Consider the following 17,726-nt stretch of genomic DNA (forward strand, 5'->3'; position numbering starts at 1 on the left):
AAACGCCCGGTTACATTCCGAACCCGGAAGCTAAGCCTTTCAGCGCCGATGGTACTGCATGGGGGACCGTGTGGGAGAGTAGGACGCCGCCGAACAATCTTTCAAGGACCCTTGGTCCCAGCGTTCACGCTGGGACCAAGGGTCCTTTTGTTTTTTCCTTTGCATATCTTGCCGAAGCGCATCTGTGAGCAGTGTGCGCGAGAATGACAGCGGTAGCTGAAGACAGGAGTCACGTCGATGTCCACCAACTCTCCCGACGATCGCTCGGGCGGCGAGCGCCGCGGTGGGCCTCGCGGCCCCCGTGCCGGCGGCTTCCGCCGTGATGACCGCTCCGGCGGTTTCCGTCGCGACGACCGTGGTGGCCGTCCGGCTGGTGGCTCCGCGCGCCGCGACGATGACCGCGGCGGTTTCCGCGGTGGCCGTGACGAGCGTCGCGACGACCGTCCCACCTTCCGTCGCGATGACCGTCGTGACGACCGTGGCCCGCGCCGTGATGACGACCGTCCGACCTTCCGTCGCGATGACCGTCGTGACGACCGCTCCGGTGGTGGCTTCCGACGTGACGACCGCCCGTCCGGTGGCTTCCGTCGGGATGACCGCCCCTCCACTGGTGGTTTCCGTCGCGATGAGCGCCGTGACGACCGCGGTCCCCGTCGTGATGACGACCGTGGCGGCTTCCGCCGCGATGACCGTCGCGATGACCGCCCGTCGTTCCGTCGCGATGAGCGTCGTGATGACCGCGGCCCGCGTCGCGACGACGACCGTGGCGGCTTCCGCCGTGACGAGCGCCGTGACGAGCGTCCGTCGTTCCGTCGTGACGAGCGTCGTGATGACCGCGGTCCCCGCCGTGATGACGACCGTGGCGGCTTCCGCCGCGATGACCGTCGCGATGACCGCCCGTCGTTCCGTCGCGATGAGCGTCGTGACGACCGTGGCCCGCGTCGCGACGATGACCGTGGTGGTTTCCGCCGTGACGAGCGCCGCGATGACCGTCCGTCGTTCCGTCGCGATGAGCGTCGTGACGACCGCGGCCCGCGTCGCGACGACGACCGTGGCGGCTTCCGCCGCGATGACCGTCGTGACGAGCGTCCGTCGTTCCGCCGGGACGAGCGTCGTGACGACCGCGGCCCCCGTCGCGACGACGACCGTGGTGGCTACCGCGGTGGCCGCGATGAGCGTGGTCCTCGTCGTGATGACGACCGTGGTGGCTTCCGTCGCGACGATCGTCGTGACGACCGTGGCCCGCGCCGCGACGACGACCGCGGCCCCCGTCGTTCGTTCCGTGACGACCGGCAGGGCGGCGGCTACCGTGGCCGCGACGACCGCTCCGGTGGCTACGGGCGCCGTGACGACCGGGACCGCGGCGACCGCGAGCCTGTGAAGCGGCTGCCGATCCCCGAGGAAGTGACCGGCGAGGAGATCGACAAGGACGTGCGGCAGGAGCTGATGAGCCTGCCGAAGACGCTCGCCGAGGACGTCGCGCGCAACCTCGTCATGGTCGCCAGGCTGCTGGACGAAGAGCCCGAGCAGGCCTACGAGTACTCGCGGGTCGCCCTGCGGCTCGCCTCGCGCGTGGCCGCCGTCCGTGAGGCCGCCGGCTTCGCCGCGTACGCCACCGGCAAGTACTCCGAGGCGCTCGCCGAGTTCCGTGCCGCCCGCCGGATGACCGGTTCGGTCGAGCTGTGGCCCGTCATGGCCGACTGCGAGCGCGGCATGGGCCGCCCGGAGCGTGCCCTGGCCATGGCCGGTGAGCCCGAGGTGCAGAAGCTCGACAAGGCCAGCCAGGTCGAGATGCGCCTGGTCGCCGCCGGTGCCCGCAAGGACATGGGCCAGGCGGACGCGGCGGTCGTGACGCTGCAGAGCCCCGAGCTGGCGTCGAACTCCGTCCAGCCGTGGACCGCACGCCTGCGGTACGCCTACGCCGATGCGCTGCTCGACGTGGGCCGCGAGGACGAGGCGCGCGAGTGGTTCGCCAAGGCCCTCGAGGCCGACCAGGGCGGCACCACGAACGCCTCCGACCGGCTCGCCGAGCTGGACGGCGTGGAGTTCACGGACGCCCTTGAGGAGACCGCGGACGAGACCGCGGACGAGGCTGTCGCCGAGACCCCGGCTGTCGAGACCCCGGCTGTCGAGACCCCGGCTGTCGAGACCCCGGCCGCCGAGGCCCCCGCTGCCGAAGCCGACGCCGATGCAGCCGCCGACGCCGAGGACTCCGGCTCCAAGGACGCCTAAGACGCTCCGGCACTGATACGACGACGAGGGCGGAACCCCCACCAGGGGTTCCGCCCTCGTCGTCGTATTCCGGTTCAGTCCAGAGCCAGGCTCCGCAGCACCAGCCCCGTCGCCGGCTTGGGGCCGAACGACGTCGACTTGCGCGGCATCGTGACGCCCTGCTCGGCGAGTTCACGGACGACGTCCTCGTGGACCGGGTGCATCAGCACTGCCGTGCCGCCGTGGCGCTCGGCCTGCTCGACGGCGGCCGCCGTCTCGTGGATGTAGCCGATGTGCTCCGGGTCGTCCGGCACATGCCAGACGTGCTCCAGGAGCGTGGAGTGCAGCACCGTGGCATCCAGCTCGCGCCATGCCCGCGGCCGGTCGGCCGGGATCGTGCGGGCCAGCAGCTCCGCGTCCGGGCGGTCGACGAGGTGGAAGCGGCCGTCGCCCGCCAGCAGGAAGGCATTGCCGTGACCGCCCCCGCCCACCGCCTGCGCCAGCGCGTCGAGGGCGTCCTGCAGCGGTACGTCGAGGGTGCGCACCCGGAAGGTGCCGCCCACCGCGGCCAGTGCCTCGGCGACCGGGAGGCGGTGCAGCAGGCGGTGGATGGCGCGGACCCGCAGCGGGTAGCGGGCGGTGTCCACGAGCAGCACCAGGCCGAAGTCCCAGGGGCCCGGCGCCGGTTGCTCGGCGCGCAGGCGCAGGTAGGTGGCCCAGCGGTGGTGGCCGTCGGCGATGAGGGCGTGCCGGTGGGAGAGGTCCCGGTCGATCCGGTCCAGGTCGTCCTGGGCGGTGATCGACCACAGGCGGTGCGCGTAGCCGTCGTCGGTGGTCGTCGAGAGCAGCGGCTCGGTGCGGATGACGCGCTCGATGACGCCCGCCGCGCCTTCCGTGCCATTGCCGTCGCCACGGTAGGAGAACAGCAGCGGTTCCAGGTTGGCGCTGGTGTCGCGCATCAGGGCGGCGCGGTCCTCGATGATGTGCGGCATGACGTCCTCGTGGGGGAGGACCACGCCTTCCTCGCGCGGGGTGAGGCGGAGGGCGCCGATGAGGCCGCGCTGGAGTATGCCCTCGCCCCGCTGCTCGTAGACGTAGAGCGCGGGCACGGGATCGGCGGCGAGGACGTTCTCGTCCTGCCAGCGGCGCAGGGTGCGGGCCGCCTGGCGGTGCCGGTCCGCGGCCGTGGCCGCCTGCGGGAGGATGAGCCGGACGATGTTGTGCGGGTCCGCGGTCTCCAGGTGGCGCAGGCCGTCGGGCCGTACGACGACGTCGTACGGCGGCGAGGTGACCGCGGCGAGGCTGCCCACCCGCTCGGGGACGTAGCGCAGCCCCCGGAAGGGTGCGAGATGAAGCCCCTGCCCGGTGGCACCGGTGGGGCCGTGGCCTGGAGTGCTCATTGGGAAATGCTATGTCCCGAGACCCGCCGGGCAATGAAATGATCGGGGAAGAGACGTACGGCACAGGGAGCGATCACAGCATGGAGCAGACCGTCCGGACCCGCCCCGACGGCAGCGGGCAGCGGCTGAGCGAGGCCTACGACACCGCGCTGCTCGACCTCGACGGCGTCGTGTACGCGGGGGGCGAGGCGATCGTGCACGCCGTGGAATCGCTGGGTGCGGCCCGGGACGGCGGGATGCACCTGGCCTACGTGACGAACAACGCGGCGCGCACGCCCGAGACCGTGGCCGGGCATCTGACCGAGCTGGGCGTGCCGGCCGGGCCGGCGGACGTGATCACCTCGGCCCAGGCGGTGGCCCGGCTGATTTCCGATCAGATTCCGTCAGGTTCCCGGGTGTTGGTGATCGGCGCCGAGGGGCTGCGGGTCGCGCTGCGTGAGCGCGGGCTGGTGCCGGTGGAGTCGGCGGACGACGACCCGGCCGCCGTGGCGCAGGGGTACGGCGGGCCCGACATGCCGTGGTCGCGGCTGGCGGAGGCCTCGTACGCGGTGGCGCGCGGGGTGCCGTGGTTCGCCTCCAACACGGACCTGACGATTCCGAGCGCGCGGGGCATCGCACCGGGCAACGGGGCGGCGGTTCAGGTGGTGCGGATAGCGACCGGCGCCGAGCCGCAGGTGGCGGGCAAGCCGCTGCCGCCCATGCACCGCGAGACGATCCTGCGGACCGGGGCCGAGCGGCCGCTGGTGGTCGGGGACCGGCTGGACACGGACATCGAGGGCGCGCACGTCGGCGGAGTGGACTCGCTGCTGGTGCTGACCGGTGTGACGACGCCCACGCAGCTCCTCGCGGCCCGGCCGGAGCATCGGGCGACGTATGTGGCGGAGGACCTGCGCGGGCTGCTCGTGGCGCAGCCCGCCGTCTCCGGCACGGCCGGCGAAGGCTTCCGGTGCGGCGGATGGACGGCGTCGGTCAGCGGTGACGCGTTCGTCCTCGACGGGGACGGTGACCGCGGCGACGCGCTGCGGGCGCTGTGCGCCGCCGCCTGGACGACGGCCGGCGACGGGGTCTGCGAGCTGGACCCGGGCAAGGCGCTGGCCCGGCTCGGCTGGTAGGAGCCGGCAGGAGAGGGTCTCGGGGGGCGAAGGCCCCCTCCGGGCCCCTACAGGATCGAGCGCAGCCGGAGCACGTCCCGCAGGCTCGCCTGGACCTTGACCCGGCCGCTCGCCCAGGCCCGTGCGAAGTGAATCTTGCCGTCGACCAGGGCCAGCAGGTCGTCGCCGGACATCTCCAGACCGATCTCGGCCCGCCGCTCGGGCGTGCCGTGGACGGTCATCACATCCCTGATCCGGCCGTCCCTGAGGTGCCCGACGAAGGTCACGTCGAGGTCGGTGATGTGACAGCTGAGGGAACGGTCGAGCGCGGCGGCGCTGCGCAGCTCCCCGCCCGCCCCTTCGAGGTTCTCCGCCAGCCTGTCGAGTGCGCCCCGGCACTCCTCAATGGTCGCCATTTCCCTGGACGCTACCTCAGAACGGCGGAAACGCCGGAGAAACACCCGTTCCGAGGTAGCGTCGGAACCATGACCGAAGGCCCTTCCCAGCCCCAGCCGCTCGGCGTCGAACGGACCCCCACCGGAAACGACCGCGTGGACGCCGTCCTGGCCCGGCTGGCCGACGCCGGCCACCTCGACGCGAGCGGTCACCTGGAGGTGTACGAGGATGTACACGCAGGTCTGCGCGACGCGCTCGGCGCGCTCGACCGGCACCCCGGGCCTTCGGGCCCCACGCGTCCGTACGACAACAGGAGCTGAACCGCACGTGGCAGTGACCCGCCGCCGACTCGACGCGGAGCTGGTGCGCCGCAAGCTGGCCCGTTCGCGCGAGCACGCGAGCCAGCTGATCGCCGCAGGGCGCGTGACCGTCGGCGGCACGACGGCGACCAAGGCCGCCACGCAGGTGGAGACCAGCGCCGCTCTGGTCGTCACCCAGGACGACAGCGACCCCGACTACGTCTCGCGCGGCGGTCACAAGCTCGCCGGCGCCCTGGCCGCCTTCGTGCCGCTCGGGCTGAAGGTCGAGGGCCGGCGGGCGCTGGACGCGGGCGCCTCCACGGGCGGCTTCACCGACGTGCTGCTGCGCTCGGGCGTCGCCCACGTCGTCGCCGTCGACGTCGGCTACGGGCAGCTGGCCTGGTCGCTGCAGAGCGACGAGCGCGTCACTGTCAAGGACCGGACGAACGTGCGCGAACTGACGCTGGAGCAGATCGACGACGTCCCGGTCGACCTGGTCGTCGGCGATCTGTCCTTCATCCCGCTCGGGCTGGTGCTGCCCGCGCTCGTGCGGTGCGCGGCGCCCGACGCGGACCTGGTGCTCATGGTCAAGCCCCAGTTCGAGGTGGGCAAGGAGCGGCTGGGCAGCGGCGGCGTGGTGCGCAGCGCCGAGCTGCGCGCCGACGCGGTGTGCACCGTCGCCCGGCAGGCGGCCGGGCTGGGGCTGGGTGTGCTGGGTGTGACGGCGAGCCCGCTGCCGGGTCCGTCGGGCAATGTCGAGTACTTTCTGTGGCTGCGCGCCGGTGCGCCCGAACTGGACCCGGCCGACGTTGACCGTGCAGTGGCGGAGGGGCCCCGTTGACCACTTCAGAAGCACCATCACAGGCACAGAGCGCAGGAGGACGTACGGTCTTCCTGCTCGCGCACACCGGCCGTCCGGCGGCCATTCGCAGCGCCGAACTCGTGGTCGAGGGGCTGCTGCGCTGCGGGATCGGGGTGCGGGTGCTGGCCAAGGAGGCCGCCGACCTGCCGCTGCCGCCCTCGGCGGAGCGGGTCGAGACCGGTCCGGGCCGTCCGGATGCCCTGGAGGGCTGTGAGCTGCTGGTGGTGCTCGGCGGCGACGGCACGCTGCTGCGCGGCGCGGAGTTCGCGCGGCGCTCCGGGGTGCCGATGCTGGGCGTCAACCTGGGCCGGGTCGGCTTCCTCGCCGAGGCCGAGCGCGACGACCTCGACAAGGTCGTGGACCGGGTCGTCACCCGCGCCTACGAGGTCGAGGAGCGGATGACGCTGGACGTGCTGGTCCGCACGGACGGGCACGTCGTGCACACCGACTGGGCGCTCAACGAGGCGTCCGTCGAGAAGGCGGCGCGGGAGCGGCTGCTGGAGGTCGTCACCGAGGTCGACGGCCGCCCGGTCTCGCGTTTCGGCGGCGACGGCGTCGTGTGCGCGACGCCGACCGGTTCGACGGCGTACGCGTTCTCGGCGGGCGGGCCGGTGGTCTGGCCCGAGGTCGAGGCGCTGCTGATGGTCCCCATCAGCGCCCACGCCCTCTTTGCCAAGCCGCTGGTGACCGCGCCGGACTCGGTGCTGGCCGTCGAGGTGCAGCCGCAGACCCCGAACGGGGTGCTGTGGTGCGACGGCCGCCGCACCGTCGAACTCCCGGCGGGTGCGCGAGTGGAGGTGCGGCGGGGTGCGGTGCCGGTGCGGCTGGCGCGCCTGCACCACGCGTCGTTCACGGACCGGCTGGTGGCGAAGTTCGCCCTGCCGGTGGCGGGGTGGCGGGGGGCGCCGCACTAGCGGCGGGCCGGCCCCCGGCCCCGGAGCTCTTCCAGCGCCCGGGTGAGCGCCGAGTCACGGTGGTGGGAGAGCTCGTCCTCCGTGAAGACGTCCGTGTGGATCGCCGGCGGGATGCCCGTGCCGTCGTAGGTCGTGCGGTGGTCCTGCGCGCTGACGAACTCCTCGTTCGGCAGCCAGAACTTCCAGCCGTTGGGCAGGGTGCGTTCGAGCCGGTCCGAGAACAGCCCCTGGGTGTTCTCGCCGATGAGTACCGGGCGCGGCCCACGGCCCAGCAGGGCCTGGGTGAGCGTCTCGCCCGCGCTCATGGTGAGCCGGCCGGTGAGGACGGTCAGGGGGCCGGTGTAGACCGGCCCCCGGTGCGGGCTGACCGCGATCGGCTCGGCGGGGGTGAACTTCTTCGGGTCCCGGGCGTCGTTCCGGGCGTGCTTGAGGTAGGCCGTGTACGGCCGTCCGGTGAGCCGCTCGGCCACGCTCAGGGCGAGGCGGTCGGAGCCGCCGCCGTTGAGGCGCAGGTCGAGGACGAGGCCGTGCAGGGCATCCGGGCCGCTGGTGCGGGCGGCGGTGAAGACCTCGTCGAGGGCCTTGTCGAGGGTGGCCTTGTCGGCTTCGTAGGCGTTGCCCCGGTCGTAGCCCAGGAACGTCGTGATGCGCAGGAATCCGATCCGGCCGGGCAGCTCGGCGTAGGTGATCTGTCCGTTCGCCCAGGACCGCTCGCCGGCCTTCTGGGCGCCGGCCGCATCGACGCTCGCGGCGACCGCGCCGTCGATGCGGGCCCGTTCCTGCTTCCCGGGGATGACGGTGTCCTGCCGGTGCCCGCTGAAATAGCCGTCGGGGTTCTCCAGGTCGACCAGGCCGGTGTGCCCGTCGTAGAGCGGCCGGATCATCTCGGACAGGATCGAGAAGAGCTCCTTTTTGCTGGTGTTTGCGGTGATGCGGGGCCGGTAGCGGTCCCGCATCGCGTTCCAGTCGACGTGCCGGGCGGCGAAGAAGGGGTAGTTCTCGGCGTAGGTCTGCCAGTAGGTGTCGAAGACGGTGCGCGGGTCCGCGTCCGGGGACGGGACGGTGGCGGGGCTGCAGTTCGCGGGGAGCGCGGCGGTGCGCCGCAGCGTGCGGTGGCCCACGTTGTCCCCGAACGCCAGCTCCGACCGGTCGCTCCCCTTGAGGGCCACCGTGAGGGGTGCCTCGCCGTCCTGCCGGAAGGGGCCGGTGGCATCGGTACGGGTGCCGGTCAGCTCGCCGGGCAGACAGCTGACGCCCGTCGTCTCGTACGTCCGCAGCTTGCGGCCGCCGTCCTCGATGGCGACGACCGTGCCGTAGCCGTCCATGCGCCAGGTGCCGTCGAGCGAGGCCGTGCGGGGCGTGGCGGCGACCGCGCTCGCGGTGCCGGCGGCGGTGGTCAGGGCGACGGCGGCGGCCAGGAGCAGGGCTGTGGTGCGGGGGCTGCGGGTGTGGGGGCGGAGGCCTGCGTTCATGGTGAACAGCCTCCTCCGGTAAGGGGTGCCGGGACCATGGAGTGATCACCCGGAACGGTGGTGGGGCTTTCCCCAAGGTGTTCAGTGGGGGAGGCCGTCGCGAGGGGCCCCCGGAACCTCGTATGGTCGTATCCGTGTTGGAGGAGATGCGGATCCGGTCCTTGGGCGTCATTGACGACGCGGTGGTCGAGCTGTCGCCCGGTTTCACGGCGGTGACGGGCGAGACCGGCGCCGGCAAGACCATGGTCGTCACCAGCCTCGGGCTGTTGCTCGGCGGGCGCGCCGACCCCGCCCTGGTGCGGGTCGGGGCGAAGGCGGCGGTGGTCGAGGGGCGGATCGCCCTCGACGGCCGGTCGCCCGCGGCCGTGCGGGCCGAGGAGGCGGGTGCCGAGCTCGACGACGGCACGCTGCTCGTCAGCCGCACCCTCTCCGCGGAGGGGCGCTCGCGCGCCCATGTGGGCGGCCGCAGCGTGCCGGTGGGGCTGCTGGGCGAGCTGGCCGACGACCTCGTCGCCGTCCACGGGCAGACCGACCAGCAGGGGCTGCTGCGCCCCGCGCGCCAGCGGCAGGCCCTCGACCGCTACGCGGGCGACGCGGTCGCCATGCCGCTCGCCAAGTACGCCGACGCCTACCGCAGGCTGCGGGCGGTGGCCGCCGAGCTGGCCGAGCTGACGACGCGGGCCCGCGAGCGCGCCCAGGAGGCGGACCTGCTGCGGTTCGGCTTGGAGGAGGTCGCCGCGGCCGAGCCCGTGCCGGGGGAGGACGCCGAGCTCTCCGCCGAGGCGGAGCGGCTGGGCCACGCCGAGGCCCTGGCCTCCGCGGCCACCGCCGCGCACGCCGCGCTCGCCGGCGATCCGGAGGACCCCGAGGGCATCGACGCCGCCACGCTCGTCGCAGGTGCGCACCGGGCCGTTGCAGCCGTACGCTCCCACGACCCCGCGCTCGCGGCCCTCGCCGACCGGATCGGCGAGATCGGCATCCTGCTCCGCGACGTGGCGGGCGAGCTGGCCGGCTACGCCTCCGACCTGGACGCCGATCCGCGGCGGCTCGCGGCCGTGGAGGAGCGGCGGGCCGCGCTGACGCACCTCACGCGCAAGTACGGCGAGGACATCACCGCCGTCCTGGCCTGGGCCGAGAGCGGCGCGGAGCGGCTGGCCGAGCTGGACGGCGACGACGAGCGGATCGGCGAGCTCACCGCCGAGCGCGACGCCTTGCGGGCCGAGCTCGGGGAGCTGGCCGAGGCGCTGAGCGCCGCCCGGGCGGAGGCGGCCGAGCGCTTCGCCGGAGCCGTCACCGCCGAGCTGGCGGAACTGGCCATGCCGCATGCGCGGGTGTCCTTCTCCCTCCGGCAGAACGCGGTGTCCGACGCGGAGTCCGGCATCGAGGTCGGCGGTCGGGCCGTCGCCTACGGGCCGCACGGCGCGGACGAGGTCGAGCTGCTGCTGACCCCGCACCCCGGGGCGCAGCCGCGGCCCATCGCCAAGGGGGCCTCGGGCGGCGAGCTGTCGCGGGTCATGCTGGCCGTGGAGGTCGTCTTCGCGGGGTCCGCCCCGGTGCCGACCTATCTGTTCGACGAGGTGGACGCCGGGGTCGGCGGCAAGGCCGCCGTCGAGGTCGGCCGGCGGCTGGCGCGGCTCGCGCAGTCGGCGCAGGTGGTCGTGGTGACGCACCTGCCGCAGGTGGCCGCCTTTGCGGACCGGCACCTGGTGGTGGAGAAGACCCACGACGGCGCGGTGACGCGCAGCGGGGTCAAGGCGATGGAGGGCGAGGACCGGGTGCGGGAGCTCTCGCGCATGCTGGCGGGCCAGGAGGACTCGGAGCTGGCTCGCGCCCACGCGGAGGAACTGCTGCAGGCGGCACGGGCGGGGCGTTGATGCCGTGGCGGGCGGCCGGTGCCCGGCGCGGCGCCGGCACCGCCGCGCTCGTCGCGCGTGGCGCGTATGAGGCGCTGCGCCGCACCCGGCCCGGCGGCCGGGCCGTCTGGGAGCGCAAGAACCACGCGGGCCGCACCGTGGACCTGTGCAGCGGTCCCGCCGCCGCGCTGGGCACCGCGGCGGGCATCGGCACCGCCCCCGGGCTGCCGGCCCGGCACCGGGCCGCCGGTTCCCTGGCCGTGCTCGCCGCCGCGGCCTGCGGCGCGTACGACGACGTCGCAGGCGCCGGCGACCCCCGCCGCGGCTTCCGCGCCCACCTGGGCGCCCTGCGACGCGGCGAAGTGACCAGCGGCACCGTCAAGCTCGCCGGCATCGGTGCCGCCGGGCTCGCCGCCGGGATGGTGCTCGAAGAGCGCCCCCTCGACCGCGCGCTCGCCGCGGTCGTCATCGCCGGATCCGCGCACCTGGTCAACCTGCTGGACGTACGGCCCGGCCGCGCCGCCGCGGCCGTGATCGCGCTCGGTGCGGGCGGGCTGCTGCGCGGTGGGGCCGCGAGGGGGGTCTGCGCCGCCCCCGTGGCTGCCGCGGCCGTGCTGGCCGCCGATGACATCGGCGAGCGCACCATGCTCGGCGACACCGGCGCCCACGCCCTCGGCGCGGGGCTCGGCGTCGCCGTCGTGGCCGCCAACGGCCGTGCCGGGCTGGCCTTCCACGCCGCGGTGCTGACCGCCGTGGCCCTCGTCGCCGACGCCCGGAATCCCCAAAGCGGGTGAATCCGGGGATGTGCGGGCGAGGTAGGGCGGGCCGCCCACGGAACGGCGGTGACCGGATGCCGGTGGAGGCTGGCATCCTGGGCGCAGCACCTCGCCGTACGCCCCGCCCGACGTCGACTCAGGAGCTTCCCCCGCGTGAGCAGCACACCCGGCCCCTCGCACGGGCGGCCGCCCCTGCACGCCGTTCAGGTATTGGGCGGCGGCAGCGGGGGGAGCGGCGCGCACGTGCGCTCGTTGGCGGGCGGACTGGTGGCGCGAGGGCTGCGGGTGACGGTGTGCGGACCGGGGGAGACCGCCGGGCGGTACGGGTTCGATGATTCGGGCGCGTCCTTCGTGTCGCTGCGCGCAGGCACGAACGCGCCGGCCGTCGCCGGGATCCGGGCGGCGGCCGCGGACGCCGACGTGGTGCACGCGCACGGGCTGCGCTCCGGGATGCTGGCCGCGCTGGCGCTGCGGGGGCGCCCTACGCCGCTGGTGGTCACCTGGCACACGCGGGTGTCCGCGGAGGGGGCGCGTTCCCACGTCGTACGGCTCATGGAGCGGCAGGCGGCGCGCGCGGCGGCGGTGGTGCTCGGCGCTTCCTCGGACCTGGTGGACCAGGCGCGGCTGCGCGGCGCGCGGGATGCCCGGCTGGCGCCCGTGGCGCTGCCCGCGCCCCGGTACGCGCTCGACGAGGACGAGCTGCTGCGCAACAAGGCCCGCGCCGAACTGGGCGCCGTGGCCCGGCCGTTGCTCGTCACCGTCGGCCGCCTGGAGCCCGGCCAGGGCTACGGACCGCTGCTGGATGCCGCCCGGGTCTGGCGGGAGCTGGACCCCGAGCCGCTGCTGGTCGTGGCGGGGGAGGGGCGCGAACGCCCGGAGATGCAGCGCCGGATCGAGGACGAAGGGCTGCCGGTGCAGCTGGTGGGCCGCCGCGACGACGTGCCCGAGCTGCTGGCCGCCGCCGACGTCGTGATCCTGGCGAGCCGTTGGGAGGCGCGGTCCTGGCTGGCCCAGGAGGCGCTGCACGCCGGGGTGCCGCTGGTGGCCACCTCGGTCGGCGGGGTGCCCGACCTGGTGGGGGCGGCGGCCGAGCTCGTCCCCTATGGCGATGCGCCCGCGCTCGCCGATGCGGTGGCACGCCTGCTGGAGGACCCCGTCCGCCGGGCCGAACTCTCCTCGGCGGGCCGCCGCCAGGCGGCGAGCTGGCCCTCGGAGGACGACACGGTCGCCCACGTCCTGAGCATTTACGACGAACTCGGGCACCGGGTCTGAGCCGTCACCCCACGTGGCGCCGGGCCCGCAGGGCCAGGCTCAGGGCCAGCACCGTCTGCGGGTCCTCCAGATCCGTGCCCAGCAGTCGGCCGATGCGGGCCAGCCGGTCGTACAAGGTCTGCCGGTTGAGGTGGAGTTCGCGTGCCGTCTCCGCCTTGCGGCCCGCGTGGGCGAGGTAGGTCTCCAGCGTCGGCAGCAACGCCGGGCGGGAGGTGCGGTCGTGGGCCAGCAGCGGCCCGATGACCCGCTCGACGAAGTCCGCCAGCTCGCCGTGGGCGCGCAGCCGCCACAGCAGGACGTCCACGTCCAGCCGCCGCACGTCGTGCCACGGCCGGTCCGGCAGCCCCTGTGCCGCGGTCGCCGCCTGCGCGGCGTGGCGCAGCCCCGCCCCGGCCGTCGCCCAGGTGGCGGGCGCGCCGACCACCACCACCGGCGGCCGGGCGGCCGTCCGCTCCGCCCCGGCCCGCAGCGCCGCCGCGACCCGGTCCGCCACCGCCGCCCGTTCGCCCTCCTCCCGCAGCCCCACCAGCAGCGGAACCCGCCCCTCCGGAAGCCGTACGCCCAGCAGCACCGGCACCCCCACGCCCGCCAGCTCCTTGTGGACCGCACAGGCCAGCGGCGCCCAGGCGTCCGGGGGCACCAGCTCGGTGGCCATCCGCATGACCACCGGCAGCAGCGGTCCCGGTCCGGGCCGAAAGCCCAGCACCCGGGCCTGCGCGGGCGCGTCCGCCGCGTCCAGGCGCCCTTCGGCCAGGTCGGTGAGGAAGTCGCCGCGCCCGCGGGCGGCCAGCTCCTCCTCCTGCCGCGCCTGGAGCAGCACCACCGCCAGCAGCCCGGCCGCCCGGTCCGCGGCGATCCGGTGCACGGGCGCGAGCGGCGCGTTCACCGGCAGCACCGCGAGGCGGGCCCGTACGGCGCCGGGGCCGGGCCCGTGTCCCGGCACATCCGTCACCAGACTCCCTGGCAGCCCCGCCGCCCGCAGCCCGTCCCACACCTGGAGCGGATCCGCCGCACCGCTCGCGCCCACGGGCCCGGCGGCGTACAGCAGCCGCCCGTCCGGCGTCTCCAGGAAGACGGGGTTGCCCGCGAAGTCCGCGAAAAGCCGCAGCACTTCCGGCACCCCGCCGCCGCCCAGCAGCACCTCCGTGCACCGCCGGTGCACCTCCTCGGCCCGCTGCAACAGCGCGTAGTGCTCGTTGACCAGCTCCGTGTGGATCTCCTCGGTCACCGCCACGAACGGCACCTCCCGGTGCAGCTGGACCAGCGGCAGCCCGCAGGAGCGCGCCGTGTCCACCACCGCGGCGGGCAGCGTCGCGAACCGCGCACCCAGCTCGACCACCAGCGCCGCGATGTCCCGCTCGGCCAGCCCCCGGACGAACGCCCGCTGTTCGGCGGCGCGGGCGCCCAGCCCCAGCCCGGTGGTCAGCAGCAACTCGCCGCCCTTGAGCAGCGCCGCGATGTTGGGCGCTTCGCCCGCGTGCACCCAGCGCACCGGCCGGTCCAGCCGGTCCGGGCCCGCCATCACCTCGGGCAGCCCCCGCCGCAGCGCGGGCAGTTCGAGGGCGCGGGCCACGGTGATCGTGCCCTGGGCGGCGGACGGCGCGTGCGGTTCCATGGCGGGAACCTACAGGTCGCACGCGCCTACCCTGTCCCGCATGACGTCTGCCGCCGAACCCGCCTCCGGGCCGTCCGACATATCCGGCACGGCCAACGCCGACCCCTCTTCCCCCGACCTGCCCGCCGTCCAACGGCGCACCCTCAAGGTCCTGATGGCGGCGCAGGTCGTCGCGGGCATCGGCATGGGGGCGATGCTCTCCTCGGGCGGGCTGCTCGTGGAGCACCTCAGCGGCTCCGAGGCCACCGCGGGCTTCGGCACCACGCTCGTCACCCTCGGCGCCGCGCTGGTGTCCGTACCGCTCGCCGCGCTCTCCCGGGCCCGCGGCCGCCGCGCCGGGCTCGGCGCCGGCTGGCTGACCGCCACCGCGGGCGCCCTGACCGTCCTGGTCTCGGCCCACTTCGGCCGGCTCGCGCCGACCATGCTGGGCATGCTGCTCATCGGCGCCGCCACCGCCGCGAACCTGCAGTCCCGCTACGCGGCCGCCGACCTCGCCGAGCCCGGCGCCCGCGCGGGCGCCCTCTCCCTCGTCGTGTGGTCGACCACCGTCGGCAGCGTCCTCGGCCCCAACCTCAGCGAGCCGGGCGCCGCCGTCGCCCGCGTCGTGGGCGTCCCCGACGCGGCCGGCACCTTCGTCTTCTCCGTCGCCGCGTTCGTCACCGGCTGGGCCGTCGTCCACACCCGGCTGCGCCCCGACCCCCTGCTGCTCGCCAGAGCCCGCGAGGCCGCGAACGGCGGGCAGGAGGCACAGCGGCAGGGCTTCGGCGCCCGGATGCGCGCGGCGGCCCGGCACGTGACGGGCTCGCCCGCCGCCCTGACCGGGCTGGGCGCGCTGGTCCTCGGGCACGCCGTGATGGTGTCCGTCATGACGATGACGCCCGTCCACCTCGCCCACCACGGCGCCTCGCTCGGCGTCGTGGGCTTCACCATCAGCCTGCACATCGCCGGGATGTACGCGCTCTCGCCGCTGGTGGGCAAGGCCGCCGACCGGCTCGGGCGGATACCGGTGATCCTCGCCGGGCAGGGGATCATGGCGCTCGCCACGCTGCTCGCCGGCACCTCCGGCGGCCGTCAGTGGCCGGTGGGGGCCGGGCTCTTCCTGCTGGGCCTGGGCTGGTCCTGTGCGACCGTCGCAGGCTCGACGCTGCTGAGCGAGTCCGTCGGCGCCGCGCACCGCTCGGAGGTGCAGGGCCTGTCCGACACCCTCATGAACCTCGTCGGGGCGGCGGGCGGCGCGCTCTCCGGCGGCCTGCTCGCCCTCTACGGCTACGGCGGCCTCAACGCCGCCGCAGCCGTCCTCGTCCTCCCCGTCAGCGCCTTCGCGCTGTACTTCAGCCTCCGAACGCGCTCGACGCGGTGAGCCGCAGCGCCGTGTCGATCAGCGGCACATGGCTGAACGCCTGTGGGAAGTTGCCCACCTGACGCTTCAGGTGCGGATCCCACTCCTCCGCCAGCAGTCCCAGGTCGTTGCGGAGCGCCAGCAGTTTCTCGAAGAGCTGGCGGGCCTCGTCGACCCGGCCGATCATCGCCAGGTCGTCGGCGAGCCAGAACGAGCAGGCCAGGAAGGCCCCTTCGTCGCCCTCCAGCCCGTCGACGCCCGCCTCCTCGCCCGCCGTCGGATAGCGCAGCACGAAGCCGTCGGCGGTGGACAGCTCGCGCTGGATGGCCTCGATGGTGCCGATGACGCGCTTGTCGTCCGGCGGCAGGAAGCCCATCTGCGGGATCAGCAGCAGCGACGCGTCGAGCTCCTTCGAGCCGTAGTACTGCGTGAAGGTGTTGCGCTCCTTGTCGTAACCCTTCTCGCAGACGTCCCGGTGGATGTCGTCGCGCAGCTCGCGCCAGCGCTCCAGCGGGCCGTCCACGTCACCGGACTCGATGAGCTTGATGGTGCGGTCCACCGCGACCCAGGCCATGACCTTGGAGTGCACGAAGTGGCGGCGTGGGCCGCGCACCTCCCAGATGCCCTCGTCCGGCTCGGTCCAGTGGTCCTCGAGGTAGCCGATGAGCCGCAGCTGGAGCAGCGACGCGTAGTCGTTGCGGGCGAGGCCCGTCATGTGCGCCAGGTGCAGGGCCTCGGTGACCTCGCCGTAGACGTCCAGCTGGAGCTGGCCCGCGGCGCCGTTGCCCACCCGCACCGGAGTCGAGTTCTCGTACCCCGGCAGCCAGGGCAGCTCGGCCTCGCTCAGCTCGCGCTCGCCCGCGATGCCGTACATGATCTGCAGGTTCTCCGGGTCGCCCGCCACGGCCCGCAGCAGCCACTCCCGCCAGGCGCGGGCCTCCTCGCGGTAGCCGGTGCGCAGCAGCGAGGAGAGGGTGATCGCGGCGTCCCGCAGCCAGGTGAAGCGGTAGTCCCAGTTCCGGACGCCGCCGATCTCCTCCGGCAGCGAGGTGGTGGGCGCGGCCACGATGCCGCCGGTGGGGGCGTACGTCAGTGCCTTGAGCGTGATCAGCGAGCGGACCACGGCGTCCCGGTAGGGGCCGTGGTACGTGCAGTGGCCCACCCACTCCCGCCAGAACTCCTCCGTGGCCTCCAGCGCCCCGTCCGGGTCGGGCAGGGCCGGGGGCTCGCGGTGCGAAGGCTGCCAGCTGATGGTGAAGGCGACGCGCTCGCCGGGGGAGACGGTGAAGTCGGAGTAGGTGGTCAGGTCCTTGCCGAAGGTGTCGGCGGTGGTGTCCAGCCACACCGAGTCGGGACCCGCGACGGCTACCGTGCGCTCGCCCACCTTGTGCACCCACGGCACGACCCGGCCGTAGGAGAAGCGCATCCGCAGCGCCGAGCGCATCGGCACCCGCCCGCTGACGCCCTCCACGATCCGGATCAGCTGGGGCGCACCGTCGCGCGGCGGCATGAAGTCGATGACCCGCACCGTGCCGCGCCCGGTGTCCCACTCGGATTCGAGCACGAGGGAATCCCCCCGGTACCGGCGGCGGTCCGCACGCGGCGGCGCCGCACCCGAGGGGTGCGCCGGGCCGATCCGCCAGTAACCGTGCTCTTCCGTGCCGAGCAGTCCGGCGAACGCCGCATGCGAATCGAATCGGGGCAGGCACAGCCAGTCGGCCGTGCCGTCCCGGCAGACCAGTGCGGCGGTCTGCATGTCGCCGATGAGTGCGTAATCCTCGATACGCCCGGCCACGTCATCTCCAGTCGAACGGCATCTAGGACCCCGGAGGGCCTTTGGCGGTCAAGCGATCTTCGACGAGCTCTGTTCCGGAAGGGGAGTACCTCCCTGGCGGGCGCCCCCAGCGGTGGCTGGGAGAGGTAGCTCGGGGAGGGCGGGATGGTGCCGTGCCGGCCGGCTCGCTGCATGTGTCCGAGCAGGATACGACGCGGAGTTGGGACACGCGCGACGGTTGGCCGGGGAATCTGTGCCGAATGGGTGGCCCGGGACACGCCGTGACGCACGGGCCGTGACACAGGGTCCGCGAGGGCACAGCGCCGCGTCACCGGAAGCGCCGGGCCCCGGGCGCTGATACCCTGGTACCCCGTGGACCGGTGGGTGCAAGACCCCCCAACCGCAGCGACGGCGACTCCGGGAAAACCGGGTGATCGCCGAATCGCACCTCC

Annotated in this window: 14 protein-coding genes, 1 rRNA gene and 1 pseudogene; 11 read left to right on the forward strand and 5 right to left on the reverse strand. The window is 74.3% G+C overall.

Annotation, left to right across the window (positions count from 1 at the left end):
* The 3 genes and pseudogenes from rrf to FHS39_RS25180 all read left to right on the forward strand — a co-directional run.
* Positions 1-95 (forward strand): 5S ribosomal RNA (gene rrf / locus FHS39_RS19485); the annotation flags it as partial.
* A 493-nt stretch (positions 96-588) separates the two neighbouring features.
* A pseudogene (locus tag FHS39_RS26075) lies at positions 589-1,077 on the forward strand (hypothetical protein); the annotation flags it as partial.
* A 354-nt stretch (positions 1,078-1,431) separates the two neighbouring features.
* Positions 1,432-2,232, forward strand: a complete 801-nt coding sequence (locus FHS39_RS25180; RefSeq protein WP_343069677.1) for a tetratricopeptide repeat protein — start codon at positions 1,432-1,434, stop codon at positions 2,230-2,232.
* A 74-nt stretch (positions 2,233-2,306) separates the two neighbouring features.
* Here the strand turns inward: FHS39_RS25180 and FHS39_RS19495 are convergent, their stop codons facing one another.
* Positions 2,307-3,611: a DUF1015 family protein gene (locus tag FHS39_RS19495; protein WP_184350652.1), complete on the reverse strand. Its 1,305-nt coding sequence runs from the start codon at positions 3,609-3,611 to the stop codon at positions 2,307-2,309.
* A gap of 80 nt (positions 3,612-3,691) precedes the next feature.
* Here FHS39_RS19495 and FHS39_RS19500 point away from each other — a divergent pair, with 80 nt between their 5' ends.
* Positions 3,692-4,723 carry an HAD hydrolase-like protein gene (locus tag FHS39_RS19500; protein ID WP_184350653.1) on the forward strand — a complete coding sequence of 344 codons (1,032 nt, stop codon included), beginning with the start codon at positions 3,692-3,694 and terminating at the stop codon, positions 4,721-4,723.
* A 47-nt stretch (positions 4,724-4,770) separates the two neighbouring features.
* Here the strand turns inward: FHS39_RS19500 and FHS39_RS19505 are convergent, their stop codons facing one another.
* Positions 4,771-5,118, reverse strand: a complete 348-nt coding sequence (locus FHS39_RS19505; RefSeq protein ID WP_184350654.1) for an SCP2 sterol-binding domain-containing protein — start codon at positions 5,116-5,118, stop codon at positions 4,771-4,773.
* Between the two features lie 69 nt (positions 5,119-5,187).
* On the opposite strand from FHS39_RS19505, the gene FHS39_RS19510 reads away from it, so the two are divergent.
* From FHS39_RS19510 to FHS39_RS19520, 3 genes are read left to right on the forward strand one after another with little or no spacing between them, the layout of a single operon-like run.
* Entirely contained in the window at positions 5,188-5,418 is a 231-nt protein-coding gene (locus tag FHS39_RS19510) for a hypothetical protein (RefSeq protein WP_184350655.1), read from the forward strand.
* 13 nt (positions 5,419-5,431) lie between these two features.
* Positions 5,432-6,238, forward strand: coding sequence for a TlyA family rRNA (cytidine-2'-O)-methyltransferase (locus FHS39_RS19515; RefSeq protein ID WP_184351086.1), 807 nt, complete (start codon positions 5,432-5,434; stop codon positions 6,236-6,238).
* Entirely contained in the window at positions 6,235-7,173 is a 939-nt protein-coding gene (locus FHS39_RS19520; RefSeq protein WP_045934407.1) for an NAD kinase, read from the forward strand. The genes FHS39_RS19515 and FHS39_RS19520 overlap by 4 nt, the downstream gene beginning before the upstream one ends.
* Here FHS39_RS19520 and FHS39_RS19525 read toward each other — a convergent pair.
* Positions 7,170-8,645, reverse strand: a complete 1,476-nt coding sequence (locus FHS39_RS19525) for a S41 family peptidase (RefSeq protein WP_184350656.1) — start codon at positions 8,643-8,645, stop codon at positions 7,170-7,172. The genes FHS39_RS19520 and FHS39_RS19525 overlap by 4 nt on opposite strands.
* A gap of 122 nt (positions 8,646-8,767) precedes the next feature.
* On the opposite strand from FHS39_RS19525, the gene recN reads away from it, so the two are divergent.
* From recN to FHS39_RS19540, 3 genes are all read left to right on the forward strand, one after another.
* A complete protein-coding gene (gene recN / locus FHS39_RS19530; protein WP_184350657.1) occupies positions 8,768-10,519 on the forward strand; it encodes a DNA repair protein RecN in 1,752 nt (583 codons plus the stop codon).
* Positions 10,519-11,292 carry a hypothetical protein gene (locus tag FHS39_RS19535; RefSeq protein ID WP_184350658.1) on the forward strand — a complete coding sequence of 258 codons (774 nt, stop codon included), beginning with the start codon at positions 10,519-10,521 and terminating at the stop codon, positions 11,290-11,292. The genes recN and FHS39_RS19535 overlap by 1 nt, the downstream gene beginning before the upstream one ends.
* A gap of 135 nt (positions 11,293-11,427) precedes the next feature.
* The gene (locus FHS39_RS19540; protein ID WP_184350659.1) at positions 11,428-12,546 is read left to right on the forward strand and encodes a glycosyltransferase; all 1,119 of its coding nucleotides are present in this window, start codon (positions 11,428-11,430) and stop codon (positions 12,544-12,546) included.
* Positions 12,547-12,550: 4 nt separating this feature from the next.
* Here FHS39_RS19540 and FHS39_RS19545 read toward each other — a convergent pair whose 3' ends face one another.
* Positions 12,551-14,161, reverse strand: coding sequence for a PucR family transcriptional regulator (locus FHS39_RS19545; protein WP_184350660.1), 1,611 nt, complete (start codon positions 14,159-14,161; stop codon positions 12,551-12,553).
* 40 nt (positions 14,162-14,201) lie between these two features.
* Here FHS39_RS19545 and FHS39_RS19550 point away from each other — a divergent pair, with 40 nt between their 5' ends.
* On the forward strand, positions 14,202-15,521 hold the full coding sequence (locus FHS39_RS19550; protein WP_184350661.1) for an MFS transporter: 1,320 nt from the start codon (positions 14,202-14,204) through the stop codon (positions 15,519-15,521).
* Here FHS39_RS19550 and FHS39_RS19555 read toward each other — a convergent pair.
* Entirely contained in the window at positions 15,493-17,295 is a 1,803-nt protein-coding gene (locus FHS39_RS19555; RefSeq protein ID WP_184350662.1) for a glycoside hydrolase family 15 protein, read from the reverse strand. The genes FHS39_RS19550 and FHS39_RS19555 overlap by 29 nt on opposite strands.
* Positions 17,296-17,726: the final 431 nt, after the last annotated feature.

This window comes from Streptomyces olivoverticillatus, assembly GCF_014203555.1.
Lineage (GTDB): Bacteria > Actinomycetota > Actinomycetes > Streptomycetales > Streptomycetaceae > Streptomyces > Streptomyces olivoverticillatus.